At 55.2% G+C, this 22,876-nt stretch carries 28 protein-coding genes, 3 tRNA genes and 1 pseudogene; 16 read left to right on the top strand and 16 right to left on the bottom strand.

Going from position 1 to position 22,876, the window contains the following annotated elements; genetic code table 11:
• Positions 1-3 precede the first annotated feature (3 nt).
• The 7 genes and pseudogenes from fliM (at position 4) to rcsA (ending at position 4,524) form a co-directional block, all read left to right on the top strand.
• Positions 4-1,008, top strand: a complete 1,005-nt coding sequence (gene fliM / locus G7090_RS14600) for a flagellar motor switch protein FliM (RefSeq protein ID WP_166182888.1) — start codon at positions 4-6, stop codon at positions 1,006-1,008.
• Complete coding sequence (gene fliN, locus G7090_RS14605; RefSeq protein ID WP_106993425.1) at positions 1,005-1,418, top strand: flagellar motor switch protein FliN; 414 nt, start codon at positions 1,005-1,007, stop codon at positions 1,416-1,418. The genes fliM and fliN overlap by 4 nt, the downstream gene beginning before the upstream one ends.
• A 2-nt stretch (positions 1,419-1,420) precedes the next feature.
• Positions 1,421-1,795 carry a flagellar biosynthetic protein FliO gene (fliO, locus tag G7090_RS14610; protein ID WP_106993426.1) on the top strand — a complete coding sequence of 125 codons (375 nt, stop codon included), beginning with the start codon at positions 1,421-1,423 and terminating at the stop codon, positions 1,793-1,795.
• Positions 1,795-2,532 carry a flagellar type III secretion system pore protein FliP gene (gene fliP / locus G7090_RS14615; protein WP_106993427.1) on the top strand — a complete coding sequence of 246 codons (738 nt, stop codon included), beginning with the start codon at positions 1,795-1,797 and terminating at the stop codon, positions 2,530-2,532. Before fliO ends, fliP begins: the two co-directional genes overlap by 1 nt.
• Before the next feature lie 10 nt (positions 2,533-2,542).
• The gene (fliQ, locus tag G7090_RS14620) at positions 2,543-2,812 is read left to right on the top strand and encodes a flagellar biosynthesis protein FliQ (protein WP_166182889.1); all 270 of its coding nucleotides are present in this window, start codon (positions 2,543-2,545) and stop codon (positions 2,810-2,812) included.
• Between the two features lie 8 nt (positions 2,813-2,820).
• Positions 2,821-3,613, top strand: a pseudogene (fliR, locus tag G7090_RS14625) (flagellar biosynthetic protein FliR); the annotation flags it as partial.
• Positions 3,614-3,900: 287 nt separating this feature from the next.
• Positions 3,901-4,524: a transcriptional regulator RcsA gene (rcsA, locus tag G7090_RS14630; protein ID WP_106993430.1), complete on the top strand. Its 624-nt coding sequence runs from the start codon at positions 3,901-3,903 to the stop codon at positions 4,522-4,524.
• 102 nt (positions 4,525-4,626) lie between these two features.
• On the opposite strand, the gene dsrB is transcribed toward rcsA, so the two are convergent.
• Positions 4,627-4,815, bottom strand: a complete 189-nt coding sequence (gene dsrB / locus G7090_RS14635) for a protein DsrB (protein ID WP_207630073.1) — start codon at positions 4,813-4,815, stop codon at positions 4,627-4,629.
• 128 nt (positions 4,816-4,943) lie between these two features.
• Between dsrB and yodD the strand changes: the two genes are divergently transcribed.
• Both yodD and G7090_RS14645 read left to right on the top strand, forming a co-directional pair.
• Positions 4,944-5,171: a YodD family peroxide/acid resistance protein gene (gene yodD, locus G7090_RS14640; protein ID WP_106993432.1), complete on the top strand. Its 228-nt coding sequence runs from the start codon at positions 4,944-4,946 to the stop codon at positions 5,169-5,171.
• 298 nt (positions 5,172-5,469) lie between these two features.
• A complete protein-coding gene (locus tag G7090_RS14645) occupies positions 5,470-6,282 on the top strand; it encodes a mannosyl-3-phosphoglycerate phosphatase-related protein (RefSeq protein WP_166182891.1) in 813 nt (270 codons plus the stop codon).
• On the opposite strand, the gene dgcQ is transcribed toward G7090_RS14645, so the two are convergent.
• From dgcQ to G7090_RS14660, 3 genes are all read right to left on the bottom strand, one after another.
• The gene (gene dgcQ / locus G7090_RS14650; RefSeq protein WP_242685327.1) at positions 6,264-7,940 is read right to left on the bottom strand and encodes a cellulose biosynthesis regulator diguanylate cyclase DgcQ; all 1,677 of its coding nucleotides are present in this window, start codon (positions 7,938-7,940) and stop codon (positions 6,264-6,266) included. The genes G7090_RS14645 and dgcQ overlap by 19 nt on opposite strands.
• Positions 7,941-8,053: 113 nt before the next feature.
• Positions 8,054-8,236 carry a YodC family protein gene (locus G7090_RS14655; protein ID WP_166182893.1) on the bottom strand — a complete coding sequence of 61 codons (183 nt, stop codon included), beginning with the start codon at positions 8,234-8,236 and terminating at the stop codon, positions 8,054-8,056.
• 78 nt (positions 8,237-8,314) lie between these two features.
• Positions 8,315-9,232, bottom strand: coding sequence for a DUF808 domain-containing protein (locus tag G7090_RS14660; RefSeq protein WP_166182894.1), 918 nt, complete (start codon positions 9,230-9,232; stop codon positions 8,315-8,317).
• Between the two features lie 176 nt (positions 9,233-9,408).
• On the opposite strand from G7090_RS14660, the gene yedA reads away from it, so the two are divergent.
• The gene (gene yedA, locus G7090_RS14665) at positions 9,409-10,323 is read left to right on the top strand and encodes a drug/metabolite exporter YedA (RefSeq protein WP_166182895.1); all 915 of its coding nucleotides are present in this window, start codon (positions 9,409-9,411) and stop codon (positions 10,321-10,323) included.
• On the opposite strand, the gene G7090_RS14670 is transcribed toward yedA, so the two are convergent.
• The 4 genes from G7090_RS14670 to drpB are packed head-to-tail and all read right to left on the bottom strand — an operon-like array spanning position 10,295 to position 13,260.
• The gene (locus tag G7090_RS14670) at positions 10,295-10,786 is read right to left on the bottom strand and encodes a very short patch repair endonuclease (RefSeq protein WP_166182896.1); all 492 of its coding nucleotides are present in this window, start codon (positions 10,784-10,786) and stop codon (positions 10,295-10,297) included. The two genes, yedA and G7090_RS14670, sit on opposite strands and share 29 nt — an antisense overlap.
• Positions 10,770-12,200: a DNA cytosine methyltransferase gene (locus G7090_RS14675; protein ID WP_166182897.1), complete on the bottom strand. Its 1,431-nt coding sequence runs from the start codon at positions 12,198-12,200 to the stop codon at positions 10,770-10,772. Before G7090_RS14675 ends, G7090_RS14670 begins: the two co-directional genes overlap by 17 nt.
• Before the next feature lie 50 nt (positions 12,201-12,250).
• The gene (locus tag G7090_RS14680; protein WP_166182898.1) at positions 12,251-12,946 is read right to left on the bottom strand and encodes a phosphohydrolase; all 696 of its coding nucleotides are present in this window, start codon (positions 12,944-12,946) and stop codon (positions 12,251-12,253) included.
• Between the two features lie 41 nt (positions 12,947-12,987).
• Positions 12,988-13,260: a cell division protein DrpB gene (gene drpB / locus G7090_RS14685; protein WP_106993441.1), complete on the bottom strand. Its 273-nt coding sequence runs from the start codon at positions 13,258-13,260 to the stop codon at positions 12,988-12,990.
• Between the two features lie 658 nt (positions 13,261-13,918).
• Between drpB and G7090_RS14690 the strand changes: the two genes are divergently transcribed.
• Positions 13,919-14,995, top strand: a complete 1,077-nt coding sequence (locus G7090_RS14690) for a porin (RefSeq protein WP_166182899.1) — start codon at positions 13,919-13,921, stop codon at positions 14,993-14,995.
• On the opposite strand, the gene G7090_RS23890 is transcribed toward G7090_RS14690, so the two are convergent.
• Positions 14,983-15,114 (bottom strand): hypothetical protein, encoded by a 132-nt coding sequence (locus G7090_RS23890; RefSeq protein WP_256367575.1) that lies wholly within the window; start codon positions 15,112-15,114, stop codon positions 14,983-14,985. The genes G7090_RS14690 and G7090_RS23890 overlap by 13 nt on opposite strands.
• A 14-nt stretch (positions 15,115-15,128) precedes the next feature.
• Here G7090_RS23890 and G7090_RS14695 point away from each other — a divergent pair, with 14 nt between their 5' ends.
• Both G7090_RS14695 and dcuR read left to right on the top strand, forming a co-directional pair.
• Positions 15,129-16,742: a sensor histidine kinase gene (locus tag G7090_RS14695; protein WP_166182900.1), complete on the top strand. Its 1,614-nt coding sequence runs from the start codon at positions 15,129-15,131 to the stop codon at positions 16,740-16,742.
• A complete protein-coding gene (dcuR, locus tag G7090_RS14700) occupies positions 16,739-17,464 on the top strand; it encodes a two-component system response regulator DcuR (RefSeq protein ID WP_106993444.1) in 726 nt (241 codons plus the stop codon). Before G7090_RS14695 ends, dcuR begins: the two co-directional genes overlap by 4 nt.
• Positions 17,465-17,627: 163 nt before the next feature.
• Here the strand turns inward: dcuR and G7090_RS14705 are convergent.
• Positions 17,628-17,717, bottom strand: a tRNA-Ser gene (locus G7090_RS14705).
• 93 nt (positions 17,718-17,810) lie between these two features.
• On the opposite strand from G7090_RS14705, the gene mtfA reads away from it, so the two are divergent.
• Together mtfA and G7090_RS14715 are read left to right on the top strand one after the other, a co-directional pair.
• Positions 17,811-18,608: a DgsA anti-repressor MtfA gene (gene mtfA, locus G7090_RS14710; protein ID WP_106993445.1), complete on the top strand. Its 798-nt coding sequence runs from the start codon at positions 17,811-17,813 to the stop codon at positions 18,606-18,608.
• Positions 18,609-18,708: 100 nt separating this feature from the next.
• A tRNA-Asn gene (locus G7090_RS14715) sits at positions 18,709-18,784 on the top strand.
• 58 nt (positions 18,785-18,842) lie between these two features.
• Here the strand turns inward: G7090_RS14715 and G7090_RS14720 are convergent.
• The 6 genes from G7090_RS14720 to nac all read right to left on the bottom strand — a co-directional run bounded on the left by G7090_RS14720 (position 18,843) and on the right by nac (position 22,357).
• Entirely contained in the window at positions 18,843-19,175 is a 333-nt protein-coding gene (locus tag G7090_RS14720; protein ID WP_166182901.1) for a type II toxin-antitoxin system PemK/MazF family toxin, read from the bottom strand.
• The gene (locus G7090_RS14725; RefSeq protein ID WP_166182902.1) at positions 19,176-19,433 is read right to left on the bottom strand and encodes an AbrB/MazE/SpoVT family DNA-binding domain-containing protein; all 258 of its coding nucleotides are present in this window, start codon (positions 19,431-19,433) and stop codon (positions 19,176-19,178) included. It abuts the gene before it with no gap.
• A gap of 105 nt (positions 19,434-19,538) precedes the next feature.
• Positions 19,539-19,841: a helix-turn-helix domain-containing protein gene (locus tag G7090_RS14730; RefSeq protein WP_106993446.1), complete on the bottom strand. Its 303-nt coding sequence runs from the start codon at positions 19,839-19,841 to the stop codon at positions 19,539-19,541.
• Positions 19,842-19,844: 3 nt separating this feature from the next.
• A complete protein-coding gene (locus G7090_RS14735) occupies positions 19,845-20,198 on the bottom strand; it encodes a type II toxin-antitoxin system RelE/ParE family toxin (RefSeq protein ID WP_166182903.1) in 354 nt (117 codons plus the stop codon).
• Positions 20,199-20,392: 194 nt separating this feature from the next.
• Positions 20,393-21,343, bottom strand: a complete 951-nt coding sequence (gene cbl / locus G7090_RS14740; protein WP_166182904.1) for an HTH-type transcriptional regulator Cbl — start codon at positions 21,341-21,343, stop codon at positions 20,393-20,395.
• A 96-nt stretch (positions 21,344-21,439) separates the two neighbouring features.
• Positions 21,440-22,357 (bottom strand): nitrogen assimilation transcriptional regulator NAC, encoded by a 918-nt coding sequence (gene nac, locus G7090_RS14745; RefSeq protein WP_106993448.1) that lies wholly within the window; start codon positions 22,355-22,357, stop codon positions 21,440-21,442.
• Positions 22,358-22,676: 319 nt separating this feature from the next.
• Here nac and G7090_RS14750 point away from each other — a divergent pair.
• A tRNA-Asn gene (locus G7090_RS14750) sits at positions 22,677-22,752 on the top strand.
• The last annotated feature ends 124 nt before the right edge of the window (positions 22,753-22,876 follow it).

Genomic DNA, 22,876 nt, shown 5'->3' on the forward strand with positions numbered 1-22,876 from the left:
GACATGGGCGACAGTATTCTTTCTCAGGCGGAAATCGATGCGCTGCTCAACGGCGACAGCGATAAAACCGACGATCCAAAACCGGGCAAACCGGGCGAAAGTGACATTCGTCCCTACGATCCTAATACCCAGCGTCGCGTGGTGCGCGAGCGTCTGCAGGCGCTGGAGATCATCAACGAACGTTTTGCCCGTCAGTTCCGTATGGGGCTGTTTAACCTGCTGCGTCGTAGTCCGGATATCACCGTCGGCGCGATCCGCATTCAGCCCTATCATGAGTTCGCCCGCAACCTGCCGGTGCCGACGAACCTCAACCTGATCCATCTGAAACCGCTGCGCGGCACGGGCCTGTTCGTCTTCTCGCCAAGCCTGGTGTTTATCGCCGTGGATAACCTGTTCGGCGGCGACGGACGTTTCCCGACTAAAGTGGAAGGCCGCGAGTTCACCCATACCGAACAGCGCGTCATCAACCGCATGCTGAAGCTGGCTCTTGAAGGCTACAGCGACGCGTGGAAAGCGATTCACCCGCTGGAAGTGGAGTATGTCCGTTCCGAGATGCAGGTGAAGTTCACCAACATCACCACCTCGCCAAACGACATTGTGGTGAACACCCCGTTCCACGTGGAGATCGGCAACCTGACCGGTGAGTTCAACATCTGCCTGCCGTTCAGCATGATTGAACCGCTGCGCGAAGTGCTGGTGAACCCGCCGCTGGAAAACTCCCGTCACGAAGACCAGAACTGGCGCGAAAACCTGGTGCGCCAGGTTCAGCACTCCCAGCTGGAGCTGGTGGCGAACTTTGCCGACGTCCCACTGCGGTTGTCGCAGATCTTAAAATTAAAACCCGGTGATGTGCTGCCGATCGAAAAACCCGATCGCATCATTGCCCATGTGGATGGCGTACCCGTGCTGACCAGCCAGTATGGCACCGTGAACAATCAATACGCGTTACGCGTTGAGCACCTGATTAACCCGATTTTGAATTCTCTGAATGAGGAACAGCCCAAATGAGTGATATGAACAATCCGTCCGATGACAACAACGGAGCACTGGACGATCTGTGGGCTGAGGCGTTAAACGAACAACAAGCACCGGCCAGCAAAAGCGTGGCCGATGCGGTGTTCCAGCAGCTGGGCGGCGGTGACGTCAGCGGTACGCTGCAGGATATCGATCTGATTATGGATATCCCGGTCAAGCTGACCGTGGAGCTGGGCCGTACCCGGATGACCATTAAAGAGCTGCTGCGCCTGACCCAGGGTTCCGTAGTGGCGCTGGACGGTCTGGCCGGTGAGCCGCTGGATATTCTGATCAACGGCTACCTTATTGCCCAGGGTGAAGTAGTGGTTGTCGCCGATAAGTACGGCGTGCGTATCACCGACATTATTACCCCGTCTGAACGTATGCGTCGTCTGAGCCGTTAATGATGAAAACCCAGGCCATCGTCTCACAACCCTCTGCAGTGACCGGTTCGCCGCTGCTGCAGGTCAGCGGTGCGCTGCTGGGTATTATTGCCTTTATTTTGATTGTCGCCTGGCTGGCAAAACGCGTTGGCCTGGCGGGTAAAACCGCCGGCGCGCGCGGGCTCAAGCTTGCGGCCAGCACCTCGCTGGGGCCACGCGAGCGCGTGGTGATTATCGAAGTGGAAGATGCCCGGCTGGTGCTGGGTGTCACCGCCTCGCAAATTAACATCCTGCATACCTTACCGCCTGCGCCGGTCTCTGAAGAGACAGGCAAAGAAGTTCCGGCCGATTTCCAGGCCATGATGAAGAGTTTGCTTAAGCGTTCCGGGAGATCGTGATGCGCCGTGTTTTATCCCTTGCGCTTGCAGGCCTTGGCCTGTTTGCTCCCGCCGTGTACGCTCAGTTGCCAGGCATAATCTCCACGCCGATGGCCGGGGGTGGCCAGAGCTGGACCCTGTCGGTTCAGACGCTGGTGTTTATCACCTCGCTGACCTTTATCCCGGCAATCCTGCTGATGATGACCAGCTTCACCCGCATCATCATCGTCTTCGGTCTGCTGCGAAATGCGCTGGGTACCCCTTCGGCGCCGCCGAACCAGGTTCTGCTCGGTCTGTCCCTGTTTTTGACCTTCTTCATTATGTCGCCGGTGATCGACAAGATTTATGTCGATGCCTATCAGCCGTTCAGCGAAGACAAGATCTCAATGCAGGAGGCGATGGAGAAAGGGGCTCAGCCGCTGCGCGAATTTATGCTGCGTCAGACCCGTGAAGCCGACCTGGCGCTGTTTGCCCGTCTGGCCAACGCCGGGCCGATCCAGGGGCCGGAAGCGGTGCCGATGCGCATTCTGCTGCCCGCCTACGTCACCAGCGAGCTGAAAACCGCCTTCCAGATTGGGTTTACGATCTTCATTCCGTTTTTGATTATCGACCTGGTGATCGCCAGCGTGCTGATGGCGTTGGGGATGATGATGGTGCCGCCGGCAACCATTGCCCTGCCCTTCAAGCTGATGCTGTTTGTGCTGGTGGATGGCTGGCAGCTGCTGGTCGGCTCGCTGGCGCAAAGTTTCTACAGTTAAGGAGCGCGCAATGACGCCAGAATCGGTCATGATGATGGGCACGGAAGCGATGAAAGTCGCCATCTCCGTTGCCGCTCCCCTGCTGCTGGTGGCCCTGGTCACCGGTCTGATTATCAGTATCCTGCAGGCCGCCACCCAGATTAACGAAATGACCCTGTCATTTATCCCGAAAATTATCGCCGTGTTCGTGGCGATGATTATTGCCGGGCCGTGGATGCTGAACCTGCTGCTGGATTACATACGTAATCTGTTTACCAACCTGCCGTACATCATCGGTTAAGCCCGGGCATGATCCACTTCACCAGCGATCAATGGCTTGAGTGGCTCGGCCTCTACTTCTGGCCCCTACTGCGCATTCTGGCCCTGATCTCCACCGCGCCGATCCTCAGTGAGCGGTCGATCCCCAAGCGGGTGAAAATCGGCCTCGGTATTCTTATCACTATTATCGTTGCCCCGACGCTGCCGCCGGTGAACGTGCCGATATTTTCGGGTCCGGCTCTGTGGGTTGGGTTACAGCAGATCCTGATTGGCGTGGCGATCGGTTTTACAATGCAGTTTGCCTTTGCCGCGGTGCGTATGGCCGGGGAGCTGATTGGTTTACAGATGGGTCTGTCGTTTGCCACCTTCTTCGACCCGGGCAGCCGACTCAACATGCCGATTATCGCCCGTATTATCGACCTGCTGGCGATGCTGCTGTTTCTGGCCTTTGATGGTCATCTGTGGCTGATTTCAATGCTGGTGGATACCTTCCACACGCTGCCGATTGGCGGTGAAGCGGTAAACAGTAACGCCTTTATGGCCCTGACCCGTGCCGCAGGACTGATCTTCCTCAACGGCCTGATGCTTGCGCTGCCACTGATTACCCTGCTGCTGATCCTCAACCTGTCGCTGGGTTTACTGAACCGTATGGCACCGCAGCTTTCGGTGTTTGTCATCGGTTTCCCGATCACCCTGACCGTCGGCATGGTGCTTATTTCTCTGTTAATGCCCCTTATTGCCCCTTTCTGCGAACGCTTATTCAGTGACGTATTTAATCTGCTGAGTAATATCGTGAGTGAACTTTCAGCGAAATAATAACCCCTGGGTTTTATATTGTTTCTTTGAGGATAATCCTAAAGTCAAAGATAAGGAACATCTACCAGGGTATATCTGGTGCGGCCTGAATGTTTTTATCCTCCTCACATTATTCAACATTTACTTTACTTTAAGAAGTTTCCTGGCAAATTATACGTAACTTTACGGGATAGTGAGTTCGCCTGAAAGTCCTTGTAATGCTCACAGGTAATTATGTTATTCCATCCCGTATGGCGGTTATAGAGCTCTCAGGCAGATGGTAAATTATCGTTATGCATTGAGTGAGGGTATACCATGTCAACGATCATTATGGATTTATGCAGTTACACCCGGCTAGGGTTAACCGGGTATTTGGCCAGCAGAGGGGTAAAGAAAAAAGACATCAACGACGTTCATAACGTTGACGAACTTGCCGCCGCATGTGAGGCCTTGACGCCTGGTGTGGTGTTTATTAATGAGGACTGTTTCATTCACGATCCTGGCAACAGTCAGCAAATAAAGCAGATCATTAATCAGCATCCCGGCACTCTGTTTATTGTATTTATGGCAATTGCCAATCTTCATTTCGACGAATATTTGCGGGTACGTCAGAATCTTCTGATTAGCTCTAAATCCATTAAGCCGGAGTCACTGGATGACCTGGTGGGGGATTATTTAAGCAAAGAGATAAAGAATGTAGCAGAATTTAATTTTCCGACTTTATCATTAAGCCGGACTGAATCAAGTATGCTGCGAATGTGGATGGCCGGACAGGGAACGATTCAAATATCCGATCAGATGAATATCAAGGCCAAGACGGTTTCGTCACATAAAGGAAATATTAAAAGGAAGATAAAAACGCATAATAAGCAAGTGATCTATCATGTTGTGCGTCTGACAGATAATGTGACCAACGGAATTTACGTTAACCTGCGTTAATCGCCCCTCCCCTTTTTTATTGCTCCCCGATCTCTGGCTATGCCAGAGATTTTTCCTGTGCGCTATTCGGGTCGGGCCAGCCCGCGCTACCCGACACACGCGTTACTCCTGGCTTTCGACGAAAATGCCGTCAGGGTGACCCGTCTCGTTAAAGAACCAGATCCCGAGCGGGTAATCTTCCAGCGAGACCAGGTACATCGTGCCTTCATTAAACTGCTCAACCGCCAGTACCACACCCGGGCGGCGCGGCCCGCCATCCGTTTTGACTGTCACCCGATCGTTAACCTTCATAAAATCCTCCTCTGGTTTTGAGCCAGTGTAGAACAAAACGTGAAAACTGGCAGCGTGTTGCCGCGTGACTGACGTTTTTATCGACGGTCTATACTTACAGGTGGACAGCCTGTAATGAGGAGTGAGTGATGAAGACCGTCAAAGAGTACAGCGAAACGGCAAAACGGGAAGTGAATGTTGACGTCGATGCCCTGCTCGCCGCAATCAATGAGATCAGCGAGAGTGAGGTAAAACGCATCGAGGATGACCCCGCACGGGTAAGAGTGAATGACCGGGATTACCACACCTGGCGCGAGCTGGCTGAGGCCTTCGAGCTCGATATCCATGATTTTAGCGTGACGGAAGTGAATCGCTGAGGCGAAAAAAATCCCGGTCATGGGGTGACCGGGATGAAACTTGCTTATGCAAGAAGCACTTGTAAATTCGTTACACCAGGAAATCTGATGTGGGGTAGACATTATCTGCAAAAATTTTGCAAGACAAGGATATATTTTTCACATGTATAGTTACCACGCGAAATTAAATTTTTAGATATGATTGCCAACGAGCCTGGGACGCGGCCTGAGCGGGATCGTTTCCATAAGTGGAACTTTTCCCGCGTTATTTTTTTAAGAAAATTCCTATAAACGACCTTTATCCGTTACGGGAGATGCTATGCCTTCACTTGAGGACCCGCTGCTCATCTATAGCGATCTGGATGGCACGCTGCTGGACATTCACACCTACGACTGGCAACCCGCCGCTGGCTGGCTGGAGACCTTACAGGACCATCAAATCCCGATCGTTCTCTGTAGCAGCAAAACCGCGGCGGAGATGCAGGCGATACAGCGCGATCTCGGCCTGGACGGTCTGCCCTTTATTGCGGAGAACGGCGCGGTGATCCAGCTGGATGTGCGCTGGAACGATCACCCTGACGCCCCCCGGCTGATCAGCGGGGTTCCCCATGCCGATATTGTCCAGGTGATTAACCAGCTGCGTACCGACGCGGGATACAAGTTCACCACCTTCGATGAGGTGGACGAGCGGGTGATTAGCGAGTGGACAGGCCTCAGTCGCGAAAGAGCGGCCCTGGCGCGGCTGCACGAAGCCTCGGTTACGCTGATCTGGCGTGACAGCGACGAGGAGATGGCGGCGTTTGAAACGGCCCTGGAAGCGCTGGGGCTGAAGTTTGTTCAGGGCGCGCGCTTCTGGCATATCCTTGACGCCCGGGGCGGCAAAGACCAGGCCATCAGCTGGCTCAACGAGCAGTACCTGCAGCGCGACGGCATGCTGCCCACCACCTTAGGGCTGGGGGACGGGCCAAACGACGCACCGCTGCTGGACAGCGTGGACCTGGCGGTGGTGATCAAAGGTATTAACCGCCAGGGCATACAGCTAAAAAACGACGATCCGCAGCGGGTTTACCATACCCAACAGCCAGGTCCTGCGGGCTGGCGTGAAGGGCTGGATCACTTCTTCTCTTCCTGACCAACGACCTGATTGCGTCCTCGCTGCTTCGCCTGATAGAGACGGGCGTCAGCGATGGACTGCAACTGTTCAAAGTCATAATTACCGTTTTCCCGGGCGCTGCTGACGCCGATCGACACGCTGATGCGGGCCGTCTGGCTCTTTTTCACCAGAATTTCGCGGCCGTTAATCCGCGCCCGTATCCGCTCTGCAATCTGCATCGCCTCCTCAGGCCCGGCCCCTGGCAGGACCACGCAAAACTCTTCCCCGCCCACGCGCCCGGCGACATCGGCCTCCCGTATCGTGCTGGTAATTAACCTTGCCGCATGGGTCAGTACCTTATCGCCCGCCTGGTGGCCGTATCTGTCGTTGATGTTTTTAAAATGGTCGAGATCCATCTGCATCACCGAGAAAGGCTGCTGCTGTTGCTCGCATCGCTTCGCCAGCGCTTTTGCCCGCTCAAACAGCGCGCCGCGGTTATTGATCCGTGTGAGGGGATCGTGCCAGGCCTGCCACTGGAGCGAGTGTTGCAGCCGGTACATGTTGCTGACCATCCGACGGATGACGAACCATGAGACCACCAGCATCCCGGTGAACAGCAGCCAGAGCAGCGTCAGGGCAATGGTAATGCTGCCAAAGTCGCCTTGCGCCCCTTCCCTGAAGGTGTGGATGCGCAGCAGGACCCCGTCGAAGTGGTCCAGATGCTGCCAGTTAACGTACCGACTCCCCAGCCGGATCTCCCCTTCGGTATCCTTCTCCATCGCGCTGGCAATCTGCGCGCGTTCGCGCTCATCAAACTGGCTGGCGTTTCGGGCGACGCTCTCCGACGTGGCGAGCAGCGTAAAGCTGTTGTCGTAGAGCTGGAACTCCCCTTCCCCATTACCGTCTACCGCATCCTGCAACAGCTTCTTGATCCCCTGCAGGGTAAAATCAATCGCCAGCACGCCGTACCAGTAACGTTGATAGTCGACCGGGACGCTGACCGTAACGATGCGATCGCGTTCAGCCGCCTGCGTAAACCAGCGCACGCTGCGGGCGCGATTATCGCGCTCCGATTGCCGGGTGAACCACGGGGTGATCGCCAGCTGATAGTAACGGGTGGTTATGTCCCGCTCCCCATTGTTGGGTTCGGTAGAGATGTAAAACCCCGCCCGGGAGACGTAAACGATGCGCTTTGCGTGCGCAGGAGGAGCATTAATACGCAGCAGATAGCCCATTTCGAAGGCGGCACTCATCTCCTGTTCGAGCCGTTCGTCGTCGCGTATCAGGCTGTTGGTCTGCTCGACAAAGGCATCGGAAACGCCATTTAAGGGTAAGGTGCGCCGCTCGTCGAAGGTGAGTTGCCAGAAGGATTTTGTCCGCAGGTCACTAACGCGGGAGACGGTATCATGCAACACCGTAGAGGCCAGCGGGGTTTCAAGGGCATCCTGCATGCCGTTGCGAAAGAAGAGCAGTTTTTCCACGCTGAACTGCAGCTGGCGATCCAGTGAGTTAACCACATTCTCAAGATGCGTGTGCTGCGTAGCGGCATAGGCGTCTTCAAGCACCACAGCCTCGCGCCAGGTCAGCAGCGTGGAGAAGATGAGGACGGTAATAAAGCAGATATTGACAACCCGGCCCGGATGAAAACGATGAGGTGCCGCAAAAACCTCTTTTCTTACAATATCGTCGGGCTGCACACACACTCCCTGAAAGCCACCTGCGCCATCCGCATGTGCGGGGACGGTAATATTACTGTCTGTTAGCGATTATAGCGCACAAAAACGCCCGGCATTGCCGGGCGTAGCGTGACTCAAGCCTTGTCCTGTCGCCGGATGCCGTCACCATGCTGAAGCTCATCTTCACGAAACGCTTCCTGCTTGATGCCGTAACCGTCGTACCAGCGACACTCCACCATTCCGCTTGCATAGCCGGTAACGACCATTCGTGGACCGCCGTTTTTTGGCTTAACTTCATCGCTGACCAGAAAGACCATAACCGCCTCCTTTATCAGTGTGAAACTGTATCAATTTAGTCGACAAATAGCAGTTATGCCTGGTATAGCCACAAGCTATTAATGTGAACTACCTCGCATTTTTCCGACGAATTTTACTACAGCGACCACGATAAGACCAATGATCAACCCGATTACCAGATTCAGTAAGGTAGGTAAAACGGTTGCAATAACAGCAGCTTGTCCTTCGGCAAAGTGTTCAATGGCATGATGCAGCGGCGCGATGCCATGCACCACGATCCCGCCGCCGACCAGGAACATGGCCAGGGTACCAATCACCGACAGGGACTTCATCAGCCAGGGGGCAATCACCAGCAGGGCTTTACCGATCATCTTCGCCAGGGCGCTGGTTTTATCACTCAGCCAGTAGCCGACGTCGTCGAGTTTAACGATGACTCCCACCAGGCCGTAGACCCCGATTGTGACCACAATGGCAATCCCGGACAGCACCAACACCTGGTTCAGCAGCGGCGCATCCGCCACAATACCCAGGGTGATGGCCACAATTTCAGCCGACAGGATAAAGTCGGTGCGGATCGCGCCCTTTATCTTATCTTTCTCAAAGGTGACGGGATCCTGCGAGGCCAGCGCTTCCAGACGCTGTTGCCGCGCCTCCGGACTCTCCTTTCCTTTATTCTTACGTGATTCGAGCGAATGCAATATTTTCTCTGCCCCTTCAAAGCAGAGAAACGCCCCGCCTACCATCAACAGCGGCGTGATGGCCCAGGGGATAAAGGCGCTGATCAGCAACGCCAGCGGCACGAGGATCACTTTATTGAGCAATGACCCCTTCGCCACGGCCCAGACCACCGGCAACTCCCGATTGGCGCGCACGCCCGAGACCTGCTGGGCATTGAGGGAGAGATCGTCTCCCAGCACGCCCGCGGTCTTCTTGGCCGCCAGTTTTCCCATCAGCGAAATATCGTCCAGCAAGGTGGCAATATCATCCAGCAGTGTTAATAAGCTACTTCCCGCCAAAATTACGTTCCTTCTTTTTTGTTAATAACCTGAACAGTATGGAGTAAAACCCGCAACCCCGAAACTTTCCCGTTTAAGTCAACAAATAATTCAGAATCACCACAATTAAAGAACTCGCCAGCGTGATAGTTTTCACGTTAACTCTATGCGACCAAATTATTGCATTGTGAGGGAGTATGCGTTTCAGGCAAGTCTTACCATTAGCGGGCGCGCTGTTTGCGCTCTATATCATCTGGGGATCCACCTACTTCGTGATCCGCATCGGCGTGGAGAGCTGGCCGCCTCTGATGATGGCGGGCGTGCGCTTCCTCTCTGCGGGTGTCCTGCTGCTGGCGTTTTTATTCCTGCGCGGTCACAGGTTGCCGCCGCTGCGCCCGCTGCTCAATGCCGCCCTGATCGGCGTCCTGCTGCTGGCGGTCGGAAATGGCTTTGTCACCGTGGCGGAACACCAGAATGTTCCTTCGGGAATCGCGGCGGTGGTGGTCGCGACCGTTCCCCTGTTCACCCTCTGCTTTAGCCGCCTGTTTGGCATCAAAACGCGCAAGCTGGAGTGGCTGGGGATCGCTATCGGGATGGTGGGTATTATTCTGCTCAACAGCGGCGGTAATCTGAGCGGCAATCCGTGGGGCGCGGTGCTGATCCTGATCGGCTCGATGAGCTGGGCGTTCGGCTCGGTGTACGGCTCACGCATCGAATTACCCACCGGGATGATGGCCGGGGCTATTGAGATGGTCACCGCCGGGATCGTGCTGCTGGTGGCGTCGATGATCTCTGGCGAAAAGCTGACTACCCTGCCCGACCTGTCCGGCTTCCTGGCGGTGGGTTATCTGGCCATTTTCGGCTCGGTAATTGCGATTAATGCCTATATGTTCCTGATCCGCAATGTCTCTCCGGCAGTCGCCACCAGCTATGCGTATGTGAATCCGGTGGTGGCCGTGCTGCTGGGTACGGGTCTTGGCGGGGAATCGCTTTCCCCGGTTGAGTGGATGGCGCTGGGGATCATCATTATGGCGGTGGTGCTGGTGACGTTGGGCAAGTATCTGTTACCGGCCAAACCGGTGGTTACGCCGTGTCAGGCGGAGAAACCTTAAGCGGGCGAATGCCCTGAGTGTCGATCTGCGCGGTCTCTCCACCGCCGCAGATCCACTCCTCCAGCCGCTCGGTGAGCGCCCTGTCATCCAGCTTTAACCTGCCGCGCAGCGCGCACTCCCACACAACCAGTACCCGCCAGCCCTGCTGCTGAAGCAAGGCAATATCGCGATTGTCACGAATAACGTTTTTGCCAATCTTGTCCAGCCAGAAGTCGGTGCGGGTCGCCGGGACCTTAAACAGATAGCAGTCGTGACGATGCCAGAAACAGCCGTGGGTAAAGATGACGCACTGGTGGCTATCAATCACAAAATCAGGCCGGCCGGCAAGGCTGGCGTCCTGCACGCGGAACGCAAAACCGACCTCCGTCAGCAGGCCAGCCAGCCGTTTTTCGATGGCCGTATCCCGCGTGCCGATAGCGCGCATGTTTTTACTGCGGGTGGCCTTATTATGAACGTCCGCCATCGACAGTCTCAGCCTTGCGTTGCGCTACCGCCTGCAGAATGCGCGACTCCAGCAGTCGGGCGACGGCGGCAAACGCCGGGACTACCACCGAGTTACCAAACTGACGGTAAGCCTGGGTGTCAGACACCGGAATGCGGAACTGGTAGCCCTGAGGGGTTTCAAAGCCCATCAGACGGGCACACTCGCGCGGCGTCAGGCGGCGAGGACGGTGGCGCTGGTTTTGCGGATCGTCGAAATCCCGCTCACCGAGGGCTTTATCCCAGCCCCGGTCAATGAGGATCTCGGCCCCGTCTTTGTAATAGCGCGCCGAGAGAGTACGGGCAACGCTGTTCGGGTTGGTGGGATCGACCATCCCGAAGCCAAACCCGTTGCCCTTCGCCTGATGCTTCTGCGCATAGCGATACAGATATTTCCACAGCACCGGGGTGAGAATGAATTTTGCGTCCACTACGGGCTCAAGCAGATCGGCAATGGTGGGTCGGCGTGCCGGCCACAGACCGGGAAGATCGCGCAGCGTGAAGTTGCCCCGCAGGTTAAGATCGCGACGAAAACCCACCAGCACAATGCGCTCGCGGTGCTGGGGCAGGAAGTGTTTACCATCGATAATCTTCGGATCGTCAGGCCCGCTCTCCGCGGCATCCGCTACGTCATATCCCAGGTCGTCGAGGGTCTGCATGATGATGCGGAAGGTTTTACCTCCGTCGTGGCTCTTCAGGTTCTTCACGTTCTCAAGGACGAAGATGGCCGGGCGGCGAGCGTCAATAATGCGCGCCACGTCGAAGAACAGCGTTCCCTGCGTGTCGCAGGCAAAACCGTGCGCGCGGCCCAGGGCATTCTTCTTTGATACCCCGGCCAGCGAAAACGGCTGACAGGGGAAGCCCGCCAGCAGCACGTCATGCTCCGGAATGGCGTTGCGAATGTGCTGCGCTGCCTCGTCGTCCGTGACGCCGCTCTGGTGGCTGAGGGTGACTTCGCGGATGTCATCGTTGAACTGGTGCGCATCCGGATCGCAATACCAGTTGGCCTTGTAGGTGCGCACCGCATGTTTGTTCCACTCGCTGGTAAACACGCACTGGCCGCCGATCGCCTCAAAACCATGGCGGATGCCGCCGATCCCGGCAAACAGATCGACAAAGCGGAAAGCATAGTGAGGATGACAGGCCGGAGGGCGTGGGAGCAGGTTTTGCAGCAGGCTATATTCACCGTCGCTGAGGCGATGGCCTGCCCGCTCGCTGGTTACCAGACGCTTGAGGATCGCCGGGCTCCAGTGACTGTCGCCCTGAGTCTTCAGAAGATGAGCCAGCGTTCTGGCATCGTATATTTCCAGGAGCTGGCTCAATAACGCCTGAACGGAAGCCGTTGATTTCTCTGCCAGCACAAGCGCGGACTCCATCACTGATACATTTTCCTGCATAGATTTAACCGGGCCAAAAGGGACTGAGGAGAGAGTAACACATAAAGGCATCACAGACTGTCGCGGAAACGCTGCAGCACTGCGGCGTCGATACCCTCGTAATCACCGCGTAGCTCAGCACTGAGCCGGGCCATAAACTGAATCAACACATCGGCACTCTGGCGTGCCAGCTGTCGTCCGGCGGCGGTCTGCATCGTCTCGGGCAGGCGCAGCAGTTTGGTCTGGAAATGGTCCAGCGCAAACGCCCGGTCGTTCAGCTCACGCGCATCGGCAAAGGGATCTTCCGGGTCGAAGAGCGGTACCCCCAGCGCGCCGGACACGGCAAAGACGCGTGCAAGGCCAATCGCACCGAGGGCTTCCAGCCGATCGGCATCCTGCACAATTTTCGCTTCCTCCGTAAGCGGCGTAATGCCCGCGCTGAAGCTGTGCGCCTCGATGGCATGCTGGATAGCGGCATAGTGATGGGCAGGGAAATCGGCAAAGTCTTCGCGCAGGATGGCGGTGGTTCTCGCGGCGGCCAGCTGCGACGAGCGGCCCCGCTGCGGATGATTTTTTGGCAGGCTGACGATATCGTGAAAATAGCAGGCCGTCAGGATGACCAGCGCATCAACCGCCCGATCTTTCATCAGCCGCTGTGAGGTGTTCCAGACCCGACGGAAATGAGAGATATCATGGGCGGTATCATCGGTGGCATGATGCGCCTTCAGCCAGCTTTCAAAACGTTGCTGCCATTGCACGAGTTCCATAGTGCTTTCCATAAAGTGAAAAGCCGTACAATAGCAATTATTTACTCTTCTGACACATCACGCGGCCGGGTGTACCAGGCAATGGCCCCAAGGATCGATCCCACCGCGCTTAACAGCAGAAAACCGCACAGGGCGCTGAGCCATTTGCCCGACGTCGAGCCGAGATCGTCCTCAATGAGCGGCCCCGATACCGAGGTGACTTTACTGACGATCCACAGATAGCGGGCCATCGCCCAGATGAAATAGCCGCAAAAGGCGTAAAATACCCACAGGGCCAGTTTGCCTCCCAGGCTGCGATTGTGTTTTTGTTCCATGTTATTGTCCTTTCCTTTTCGCGACAGTATAGCCGTCGCATTCACATCGCCAATCCAAACCGTGAAATAAATCACATTTTTCGATCGAACGCACCCCTCTGGTGCAGATTTTCTGCCGCCAGTTTGCGTTAGGGTCATCTTCCGCAAGATTATATTTAGCACATTTATCATTCGGTCGTATTTATTTGACTGAAAAATATTCTAAGCGGACATGGCGGGAGGGACAGAAAGGATTTATTGCACTGTTTTTATCCTGGACAAGACATTTTCTCAAACGAAGAACTGTGTAATGATAACGACGTTATATGCTTTTTTTATCGTTACACCATTAATAACTCTCAAATTCCCCCTAATCCTTAGCCCGATACTGTATCGGGCTTTTTTTTACCGTCTCCTTATCGCAAAAGCATAAATACAACCAATGAAACCAAAAATTCAATAAGCCACTGATATACATATTAATAGATAATAAATATACAAATCCAGCAACTATAAATATCACATATAATGAAATTATTATTAATATTTTGAAATAGTCCAAATGATTTGGTTACATTTATTTTTAAACAGTAAAATCCCGCCCTGAAATAGTATTAAACCCGTAACCCGGAGAGGGTTACGTATATTCATTAAGAAAATACTTTGAAGGGAATATATAATGAAAAGAAAAGTTCTGGCAGTTCTCGTCCCTGTTTTGTTAAGCGCTGGCGCAGTAAACGCGGCTGAAATCTACAACAAGGACGGCAATAAGTTCGATCTGTACGGAAAGATGGTCGGCGAGCATATCTGGGACAAAACCGACGATAGCAACAGTGAAAACGTTGATACCTCCTACGCCCGTTTCGGCATCAAAGGCGAAACACAAATCAGTGACGACCTGACCGGTTTTGGCCAGTTTGAGTACAACATGACCGCCAGCGCCCCGGAAGGCGAGCAGGATGAGAGCACTCGTCTGGCGTTCGCTGGCCTGAAGTTCGGTGACTACGGTTCATTTGACTATGGCCGTAACTACGGCGTGGCCTACGATGCCGGTGCATATACCGATATGCTGGTGGAATGGGGTGGCGACTCCTGGGTTCACACCGACAACTTTATGACCGGCCGTACTACCGGCGTGGCGACTTATCGCAACACGGACTTCTTCGGTGCGGTTGAAGGCCTGGATTTTGCGCTGCAGTATCAGGGTAAAAACCACGACAGCCAGGTGAAAAAAGCTAATGGCGACGGTTACAGCACCTCGCTGGCCTACAACTTCGACGGCTTTGGCTTCGTGGGTGTCTATGGCAAGTCTGACCGCACCAACAAACAGTCTGCTGACGGCTATGGCGATACCGCTGAAGTCTGGTCTCTGGCAGCGAAGTATGATGCCAACAACCTTTACGCTGCGGTGATGTACGGTGAAACCCGCAACATGACCTGGGCGGGTGGCGATGTCGGATTTGCCAACAAAACCCAGAACGTCGAAGCCGTGGTGCAGTACCAGTTTGACTTCGGCCTGCGTCCTTCTCTGGGCTACGTCTATTCCACAGGCAAAGATCTGGGTGAACGCAACGGTCGTGGCGGATTTAACGCCGACCTCGTGAACTATGTTGAACTGGGTACCTGGTACTACTTCAACAAGAACATGAACGTCTACACCGCATACAAATTTAACCTGCTGGATGAAGACGACGCAGCCCGAGCCGGCGGTCACTCTGACGACCAGTTCGCGCTGGGTATCGTTTACCAGTTCTGATTTTCAGGCAAACCTCTGTTAAGCCCGCTACGCAGCGGGCTTTTTGCTTTTTGACCGCCACCAGATTTACATAGCTTTAACAAATTAGCGCCATCAGCCATAATGCCCGCTTTCTGCATCTCCTGGAGTTTCAATGCGCGATTTGCCGCCCCTTCCTCCTACGCACAAGCGCCCAATGAAACTGAACACCCTGGTCACGCTGATGGTCTACAGCGTAACGGGCGCGATCCTGCTGGTGATTTTTGTGCTCTATTTTGCGCAAATTACCCGTGCCACGCGGGATGGCGTTCGGGATACCGCCCTGGCGGTTGCCAGAACCCTGGCCGACAGCCCGGAGGTGATCCGCGGCTTATCCTTGCCTCCGGACAGCAACATTATTCAACCTGTGGCCCTGGCAGTGATGCAGCGTAATAACCTGCTGTTTGCCGTCGTCACCGACATGCGTGGGATCCGCTATTCACATCCTAACGGTGCCCTGCTCGGTAAAACCTTCATTGGGGAGGATCTTCAGCCTGCGCTGGAAGACAAAGAGAACGTTGCCATCAACCACGGGGTGCTCGACGAGGCGCTGCGGGTGTTTACCCCGGTTTATGACGCTCAGCATCAGCAGATCGGGGTGGTGGCGGTGGGGATCTCGCTGAATAAAGTCGAACAGCAGATCGCCCGCAACCGCTGGGATGCCATCTGGCTGGTTCTGTTCAGCGCCCTGCTGGGTGCACTCGGCGCATGGGGCCTGGTGCGGATGCTGAAACGCGTGCTGTTTGGCCTCGAGCCGTATCAGATTTCCGCCCTGCTGGAACAGCGTCAGGCGATGCTGCAGTCCTTGCGCGAGGGGGTGATCGCGGTGGATCAGCAGGGGCGTGTGACGATGATCAACCATGCCGCCCGGCAGATCCTGAATGCCAGCGCCAGCAGCCATGCCCTGCACGAGACGCCGCTGCTGGCGAACCTGCGGGAGGTATTGCAGACCGGGCTGCCGCGTCAGGATCAGGAGATCAACTGCCACGGTCGGCTATTGCTCTGCAACACCCTGCCCGTCAAAAGCGATAATCAGCTGATGGGCGCCATCACCACCTTCCGCGATAAGACCGAGATCAGCCAGCTGCTACAGCGACTGGACGGAATGGTGAGCTATCTTGATGTGCTGCGCAGCCACTCCCATGAGTTTATGAACAAGCTGCATGTGATCCTCGGCCTGCTGCATATGAAGCACTATGCCAAACTGGAAGAGTACGTCCTGATGACCGCCAATGCCTGGCAGATGGATGTCGGCACGCTGCAGCGCAACGTAAAATCACCTGTGGTGGCGGGGTTTCTGCTGGGCAAAATCAACCGCGCCAGAGAGCTGGGGTATAGCCTTATCCTCTCCGACGCCAGTCAGGTGCCGGATAACCCGAATGAACAGCAGGTGGCGGGGCTGATCACCGTACTCGGTAATCTGATCGAGAATGCGCTGGATGCGATGGCTGCGCAGCCCGAGGGGGAGATCGGCCTGCTGCTGCACTATCAGCAGGGCTGGCTCAGCGCAGAGGTCAGTGACGATGGGCCGGGCATTGCCCCCGACCATCTGCAGGCCATTTTTAACAAAGGGTTTTCCACCAAAGGGGAAAACCGAGGTGTGGGGCTGTTTCTCGCCCGTCAGCATATTGAAAACCTGGGCGGGGAGATCGCCGTCGAATCTGAACCGGGCGTGTTTACCCAGTTTTTTGTTCAGCTTCCCTGGGACAGTGAAAGGAAAAGCACGTGATACATGTTTTGATTGTCGATGATGATGCCATGGTGGCCGATCTCAACCGCCAGTACGTTAACCGGGTGGACGGTTTTTGCTGCTGCGGCGTAGCCACCTCGCTGGCGGAAGCCGGGGCGGTGCTGAACGCCCCTGCCCGGCAGGTCGACCTGATCCTGCTGGATGTCTACATGCAACGCGAAAATGGGCTGAGCCTGCTGCCGGTTATCCGGGCATCGGGGCGCAACACCGATGTCATTATGATCACCTCAGCGTCCGATGCCGCCACCATTCAGACCGCCATGCACTACGGCGTGGTGGACTATCTGATCAAACCGTTTCAGTTTCCGCGCTTCGAAGAGGCGTTAAACGGCTGGCGCGAGAAAAAAGCCCTGATGGCGTCACAGCAGTATCATGACCAGGCCGATGTCGATCGGCTGTTGCGCGGCGGCGCGCCAGGGCTGGCGGACAGCCGACGTCTGCCAAAAGGGCTAACCCCGCAGACGCTGCGCACGCTGTGCCTGTGGATTGATGCCCATCCGGGAACCGAGTTTTCGACCGACGATCTGGCGCACGCTGTTAATATCTCCCGGGTTTCCTGTCGCAAGTATCTGATTTGGCTGGCTCAGATCAACATTCTGCACACCAGTATTCACTATGGTGCCACTGGTCGGCCCGTGTATCGCTATCGTCTGCGTCCCGAGCAGGTTGCCCTGCTCAGACAATATTGTCACCAGGAGTAACACCCGCAATACAACCGCTTCGGGTAAACATCCTGATTTACTTCACATATATTGTTTTGCAGCGGTAAAGGGCTGTTACTTCCCTTAACTGGAATGATAATGTACCCGGCGCACAGGATGTCTGACGAGAAAGCTAGCGGAAAGACTGACTGAAGAGATAGAGTGGCGGAGAGAGGGGGATTTGAACCCCCGGTAGAGTTGCCCCTACTCCGGTTTTCGAGACCGGTCCGTTCAGCCGCTCCGGCATCTCTCCGTTTTGATGGTTGCCATGATGCCGCGTAATTTGGCATTTTAACAGACCATAACCGTTCAATTTTGTTCAAGTGACGAGTTTGCGAGCAAAGCGATGATTAAGTGGCCCTGGAAATCGAATGAATCCGCCCGAAGCGCGGCATTGCCGTGGGAAGAGGCGCTGGCGATCCCCGTCCTGTCCACTTTATCGGATGAGGATAAATCGCGTCTGGTGCAGCTTGCCATGCGATTCTTACAGCAAAAACGTCTGGTCCCGCTCCAGGGTTTTGATCTCGACGATCGTAAGAGTACCCGCATCGCCCTGCTCTTTTGCCTGCCGGTACTGGAATTGGGTATCGAGTGGCTGGATGGTTTCCATGAAGTGCTGATCTACCCGGCGCCGTTTGTGGTGGACGACGAATGGGAGGACGATATCGGGCTGGTGCACAGTCAGCGGATGGTGCAGTCTGGCCAAAGCTGGCAGCAAGGGCCAATTATCCTCAACTGGCTGGACATTCAGGACTCGTTCGACGCATCCGGTTTTAACCTCATCATTCATGAAGTGGCGCACAAGCTGGACACCCGCAATGGCGATCGCGCCAGCGGCGTTCCCTTTATCCCGCTGCGTGAAGTGGCTGGCTGGGAACACGATCTGCACGCCGCGATGAACAATATTCAGGATGAGATCGATCTGGTGGGCGAAAGCGCAGCCAGTATTGATGCCTACGCCGCCACCGATCCGGCTGAGTGCTTTGCAGTGTTATCGGAATATTTCTTCAGCGCACCCGAGCTTTTCGCCCCCCGCTTCCCGGCGCTGTGGCAGCGTTTTTGCCAGTTTTACCAACAGGACCCGCTGCAACGGTTACGTGAAAATGACGGCCAGAGCGGCGATCCCGCAGCACAAGTACACTAAACCAGCACTCTGAGGCTTAATTAATCAATTGAATCAGCGCGTTGAATTTAGTGTTGACACAAAATGGCGGGGCCATTAACATGCGCCTCGTTCACACGATTCCTCTGTAGTTCAGTCGGTAGAACGGCGGACTGTTAATCCGTATGTCACTGGTTCGAGTCCAGTCAGAGGAGCCATATTTAAGAAGCCCGCTTAAGGAAACTTAAGCGGGCTTTTTGCTTTCCTGGATTCTCGTCATGTTAACAATGTACCGAGCCTCGCGAGTACCTCATTCATGACGCTATCCGGCACACGCTCCAGCTTTACGCCATGTCGCGCGCCCATGTCTATCGTCCGAGGCTGATCGCAGCGAATCACACCCGTTGTTTTTAAGCCCACTTCATCCAGAGACACCGCAAAACCGGCGGTACGAGCGAACTTTCCGCCAGTGGTGATCGGGACCGCAACAGGCACGCGGGTGAGATGATTGAACGCAGCGGGAGAAACGATAAGCACCGGGCGTTTTCCGCTTTGCTCATGTCCGGTGGTGGGATCAAGTGAAACGAGCCAGATTTCCCCTCTCTCCATTTACAGGATCTCCTTTCCTGCAGCAGGCCCATCGATCCATTCCCGATCTTCTTCACTGAGTTCTGCCTGCGGATCGCACTGTGCCAGCAGTTCAGCCAGGGAATAATGCGGGCGTTTTTGCGGTTCAACGATCAGACAGCCCTTATTAATAGTCACGCCGACCTCGCTGTCTGGTTGCAGTCCCAGAGTTTTCAAGACCGCGGGAGGCACTGCCAGCATGACGGAGCCCCCCACTTTCTTCAGACGTGTTGTGTACATAGAATCCCTCCAGATATTATATTTAAATATAACATTAGGGTTTAATGATGTACATTTTCCAGGCAGAATCATTACGCTCTCCTTAGTGTAATGGTTGAGGCAGATTTAAAGCGCAAAGCCGTAATGGGAGCCATCCGGCAGATCGACCTCGACGCGCAGTTTGCCTCCAGCCGCTTCAACATAGCGTTTCAGGGTGGAAAGCTTGATGTCACGCCCGGCCTTTTCCATCCCTGCCACCGTCGGCTGCTTTAAGCCCAGCGCCTGGGCCATTTCGTTCTGCGTTTTGTTCACTTTCTCACGCAGTTCGGCCAGATGGATGTTAAGGAGCATCTCCTCCGCTATAGCTTTGGCGGCCTCTACTACTTCAGGTTTTTCCTCAGCAAGCAGCTGTTCCAGCGTTCTGCCCATACCTCACTCCTTTCCTTCTTTATTGTTCAGATAAGCCGTTAATTCACGATCCGCCAGCGGGATCATCTCCTCATAGAAGCGTTTTTCGTTTCCGGCTTTGTTACCCGCACAAAGGATGATCCCTGTCCGGAACGGATCGAATGCGAAGAATGCCCGCAAGGGCTGACCACCACACTGCACCCGTAACTCTTTCATATTGTGATAGCGGGAACGCTTGATGGTGTCCGCCCAGGGTCGCGGCAGTAGCGGGCCCTTCGTCTGCAATACGATTAACGCCGCCAGCATAGCGCTACGTTCCCGGTCATCCAGCGAACTTAACCAACGATCAAACGTGTCCGTCGTTTCAATCTTCCACACAAGTCCTCCCCGATAATATAGGTTAAAATCTATATAGGTTAAAGCCTATATAGAAATTATCTTTTTTACGGGAGGAAGAAAGTGTGGCTGAGGGAAACTGGACGAGGCTTCGCAAGAAACTTCATCATGCAATGTAACTGCGTTCAGCGTCGGAACCGGGGTAGAAAAAACCCCGCGATGCGGGGTCGGTTGGGCTATATCTGATAGTCAATGACCACTTCTTCGGACTCCATGACCTGGCGTTTGATCTCATCCACCGAGAGTCCCGCGTTGCAGAGTTCGATAAAGCGCCAGACATAGTTGCGCTGCAGCTGGCCGCGCTTAAGCCCGAGCCAGACGGTGTTGGCATCAAACAGGTGACGGGTATCGAGACGCACCAGGTTACTCTGCTCGAGCTCGCCGCCAGACTGTTCCGCCACCAGCCCAATCCCCAATCCCAGTTCAACGTAGGTGCGGATCACATCAGAATCCTGAGCGCTGAGCACCACATCCGGGGTCAGGCCTTTGCGGTTAAAGGCCTCGTCAATACGCGAGCGTCCGGTAATGCCCTGACGGTAGGTAATCAGCGGCCATTTGGCGATAGCGTCCAGGGTCAACGGAGAGACCTGCGTCAGCGGGTGATCGACCGGCAGCAGCAGACTATGATGCCAGCGGAACCACGGGAATGCGGCCAGCAGCGGGTCGTTGCTTAAGCGCTCACTGGCGATACCGATATCCGCCCCGCCGTTTTGCAGCAGGACTTCTATCTCCTGCGGCGTGCCCTGGATCAGCTCCAGACGTACGTCAGGGAACAGCTCACGGAAGGCCTTAATCACCGGCGGCAGGCTGTATCGGGCCTGAGTATGGGTAGTGGCGATGGTCAATACGCCGGAGGCATCGTTGGTAAAAAGATCGGCCAGGCGGCGCACGTTGCTGGCTTCATTCAGAATGCGCTCAGCGATGGTCAACAGCGCCTTGCCGGGCTCGGTCATTCCCAGCAGACGCTTGCCGCGACGAATGAAGATTTCAATGCCCAGCTCCTCCTCCAGCTCGCGAATATGACGGCTGACGCCCGACTGGGAGGTATAGAGCATGTTGGCGACCTCGGTCAGGTTGTAATCCCGACGGGCCGCCTCACGGATGATTTTAAGTTGCTGGAAATTCACGGTTCACTCCGGCGGATCTGACATAGCGCTATTGTTAGAGCGTGCCCGACGTGAGAACAAATAATAAAAACCCGCAACTTATACCTTTATGGAATATCAGCTGACCAGCTGCAGCTCGCGATTCTCCAGCGATGGACGGCTCACCAGCGACATCAGGATCTCCTTCACCGCCTGTGCCTGTGGTGTCAGTGCGCCGCGCGCTGAGACGTTCAGCGACAGCGGCAGGCTCATTGACGGCGAGGAAATTCGCGCCATCCAGCCGTTGGCGGCGCTGGAGAGCGAGCGGGCTGCCGATTCAGGCAGTACCGTTACGCCCATTCCGCTGGCAATGGCGGCAGTCAGCGTGGAGATAGAGTCGATCTCGCCAATGATTTTGGCCGTCAGACGACGCAGGGAGAAAGCCTCATCGACGCGCAAACGCACGGCGCTGTAGTCGCGAGGTAAGAACAGATTCATCTCGGCTACCGCGGTTAAATCCACGCTCTGTCCCGGACAGTCGCGCGTTCCCACCAGGAAGAGATCTTCTTTCAGCAGCGGCTGGCTGGTGATGCCCGCCACGGGTGAGCGATCGTAAAGCACCGCCATATCCAGTTGTCCGCCGAGCAATTTATCATTGAGCGCCGAACCGCTGTTCTCGTGCAGGTAGACCAGTACCTCTGGCAGCTCCGCGCGCACCGCCTGCAGCAGCGGCATGGTGACTGACGAGGCCGCCGTGCCCGGCGCCAGGCCGATCGACACCTGGCCGCTCAGCGTCTGTCCAACATTGCCCACTGCCAGCTGGGCCTGTTCGCACTGGCGCAGAATAGTGCGGGCGTGGGTGTAGAGGATCTTGCCCGCTTCGGTTGGCGTTACGCCGCGTTTCGTGCGGATCAACAGCTGTTGATCCAGCTCACCTTCCAGAGTGGCCACCTGCTGGCTCAGTGCCGGCTGTGCGATATGCAACACTTCAGCGGCCTGGGTCAGGCTACCGATATCGACGATTTTTACGAAGTATTTCAGTCGTCTTAAGTTCATTTTGCCCCCTGTACGAAATGCGTTGCCGGTTCCGGCGCGAATGTACTGAGGGTTTTGCAAGATGCTTGCCAGTTTTTAAAAGAGGTCCGATAAGTCCGCTAAGCGGCGGAAAATAAGGAAATCTAATCATTGCCCACGCTTTTAAACATGAAACAGCGGTTTATGATCTGCCCCATTCGGGGTATATGCGCACCAAAAACGTGCAATCCGTTGCTGAAACCGCCACTTTGCTGATTTTGTCAGCAAACGATTCACACAGGTGGGATCACCCTTTGACAAGTGCAGGCGACGCCGCTAATATTCGCCCCGTTCACACGATTCCTCTGTAGTTCAGTCGGTAGAACGGCGGACTGTTAATCCGTATGTCACTGGTTCGAGTCCAGTCAGAGGAGCCAAATTAAAGAAGCCCGCTTAAGGAAACTTAAGCGGGCTTTTTGCTTTGGTGCCAACAGTTGCATACAGATAAAACCTGTCAGCAGAGTTAAAACATCCGGACCTGTGTTAATCTCAAGTTATTAA

This window comes from Leclercia sp. 29361, assembly GCF_011290365.1.
GTDB classification, from domain to species: Bacteria; Pseudomonadota; Gammaproteobacteria; order Enterobacterales; family Enterobacteriaceae; genus Enterobacter; species Enterobacter tamurae.

Bases quoted from the DNA above. Each gene is read 5' to 3' on its own strand.
- nac (WP_106993448.1), bottom strand. From the start codon at position 22,357: ATGAACTTAAGACGACTGAAATACTTCGTAAAAATCGTCGATATCGGT.
- fliO (WP_106993426.1), top strand. From the start codon at position 1,421: ATGAAAACCCAGGCCATCGTCTCACAACCCTCTGCAGTGACCGGTTCG.
- G7090_RS14720 (WP_166182901.1), bottom strand. From the start codon at position 19,175: ATGGAGAGAGGGGAAATCTGGCTCGTTTCACTTGATCCCACCACCGGA.
- G7090_RS14730 (WP_106993446.1), bottom strand. From the start codon at position 19,841: ATGGGCAGAACGCTGGAACAGCTGCTTGCTGAGGAAAAACCTGAAGTA.
- mtfA (WP_106993445.1), top strand. From the start codon at position 17,811: ATGATTAAGTGGCCCTGGAAATCGAATGAATCCGCCCGAAGCGCGGCA.
- G7090_RS14645 (WP_166182891.1), top strand. From the start codon at position 5,470: ATGCCTTCACTTGAGGACCCGCTGCTCATCTATAGCGATCTGGATGGC.
- G7090_RS14695 (WP_166182900.1), top strand. From the start codon at position 15,129: ATGCGCGATTTGCCGCCCCTTCCTCCTACGCACAAGCGCCCAATGAAA.
- G7090_RS14690 (WP_166182899.1), top strand. From the start codon at position 13,919: ATGAAAAGAAAAGTTCTGGCAGTTCTCGTCCCTGTTTTGTTAAGCGCT.
- G7090_RS14670 (WP_166182896.1), bottom strand. From the start codon at position 10,786: ATGGCGGACGTTCATAATAAGGCCACCCGCAGTAAAAACATGCGCGCT.
- G7090_RS14655 (WP_166182893.1), bottom strand. From the start codon at position 8,236: ATGGTCTTTCTGGTCAGCGATGAAGTTAAGCCAAAAAACGGCGGTCCA.
- fliN (WP_106993425.1), top strand. From the start codon at position 1,005: ATGAGTGATATGAACAATCCGTCCGATGACAACAACGGAGCACTGGAC.
- G7090_RS23890 (WP_256367575.1), bottom strand. From the start codon at position 15,114: ATGCAGAAAGCGGGCATTATGGCTGATGGCGCTAATTTGTTAAAGCTA.
- fliP (WP_106993427.1), top strand. From the start codon at position 1,795: ATGCGCCGTGTTTTATCCCTTGCGCTTGCAGGCCTTGGCCTGTTTGCT.
- G7090_RS14675 (WP_166182897.1), bottom strand. From the start codon at position 12,200: ATGCAGGAAAATGTATCAGTGATGGAGTCCGCGCTTGTGCTGGCAGAG.
- fliQ (WP_166182889.1), top strand. From the start codon at position 2,543: ATGACGCCAGAATCGGTCATGATGATGGGCACGGAAGCGATGAAAGTC.
- rcsA (WP_106993430.1), top strand. From the start codon at position 3,901: ATGTCAACGATCATTATGGATTTATGCAGTTACACCCGGCTAGGGTTA.
- drpB (WP_106993441.1), bottom strand. From the start codon at position 13,260: ATGGAACAAAAACACAATCGCAGCCTGGGAGGCAAACTGGCCCTGTGG.
- yedA (WP_166182895.1), top strand. From the start codon at position 9,409: ATGCGTTTCAGGCAAGTCTTACCATTAGCGGGCGCGCTGTTTGCGCTC.
- G7090_RS14725 (WP_166182902.1), bottom strand. From the start codon at position 19,433: ATGTACACAACACGTCTGAAGAAAGTGGGGGGCTCCGTCATGCTGGCA.
- yodD (WP_106993432.1), top strand. From the start codon at position 4,944: ATGAAGACCGTCAAAGAGTACAGCGAAACGGCAAAACGGGAAGTGAAT.
- fliM (WP_166182888.1), top strand. From the start codon at position 4: ATGGGCGACAGTATTCTTTCTCAGGCGGAAATCGATGCGCTGCTCAAC.
- G7090_RS14680 (WP_166182898.1), bottom strand. From the start codon at position 12,946: ATGGAACTCGTGCAATGGCAGCAACGTTTTGAAAGCTGGCTGAAGGCG.
- dsrB (WP_207630073.1), bottom strand. From the start codon at position 4,815: ATGAAGGTTAACGATCGGGTGACAGTCAAAACGGATGGCGGGCCGCGC.